Genomic DNA, 849 nt, shown 5'->3' on the forward strand with positions numbered 1-849 from the left:
ACAGGCGGAAATAATCGCGCAAATCGCCTGAAGTCGCCACGCCGTGGGCGCGGGCGGAAATGCGCAGCAATTCGCGGTGCGCGTCCTCAGGCGTCGGCACTGGGAGGTCGAGGATCGCCTGCGGCAGCACGCGCTCGGGCAGATCATAGAAGCGCTCGAAACCGCGACGGTGCGCCGTGGTGATGCGGCCGGCCCAGAACAGCCATTCGAATGCGTGCTTGGCATGGCTCCAGCCCCACCAGCCACCCGAGCCTTTCTGGCCTTCGAGCGCGGAAGCGGCAATCGGGCCGCGCTCGGCGACCTGGCGGTAAATCTCTTCGATATAGGCGGCGTGCTCGCGGCCCCATTTGGCGAGGCCCAGATACATTTCGTCGCCGCGCTCGGCGCGCTGCATGCGCCAGCGCATTAGCGGGTAGGTCTCGACCGGCAGGAAGGACGCCTCGTGCGCCCAGTATTCGAAAACCGTGCGCTTACGCGTCACGGCCGCGTTGTCGAGCAGCGAGAACGGGTAGGGACCAAGGCGCGAATAGAGCGGCATATAATGAGCGCGCACCACCGCGCTGACGGAATCGATCTGCAGCAGGCCGGTGCGGGAGAGGGTGCGGGCAAAATGCCGGCGGTCGGGCGTGCCGGTCGGGCGGGGATCGAGAAACCCCTGGGCGGCAAGCGCGATGCGACGGGCCGTGGGGAGCGAGATCTTTTCCTTCATGCAGGCATCACTTTGAAGTGTTTTGACCGAGGGTCGAATGGCTGATTCCAACCCATGCTAGCAGGGTTTTGGCGGCATCCATGTCAGGAGAGAAAAGTGGAGTAAAAAGCGAAGGAAATCAAACAGGAGCGGATCGGACC

At 64.0% G+C, this 849-nt stretch carries 1 protein-coding gene; it reads right to left on the bottom strand.

All coding sequences use genetic code 11. The annotated features are described in order from the left end of the window. Positions 1-709, bottom strand: a 709-nt coding sequence (locus EOC06_RS43805; protein ID WP_245470176.1) for a winged helix-turn-helix domain-containing protein, incomplete at its 3' end; no start/stop codon positions are given. Positions 710-849: the final 140 nt, after the last annotated feature.

Origin of the sequence: Mesorhizobium sp. M7A.F.Ca.MR.362.00.0.0 (assembly GCF_004023175.1) — a bacterium.
Taxonomy (GTDB): Bacteria; Pseudomonadota; Alphaproteobacteria; order Rhizobiales; family Rhizobiaceae; genus Mesorhizobium.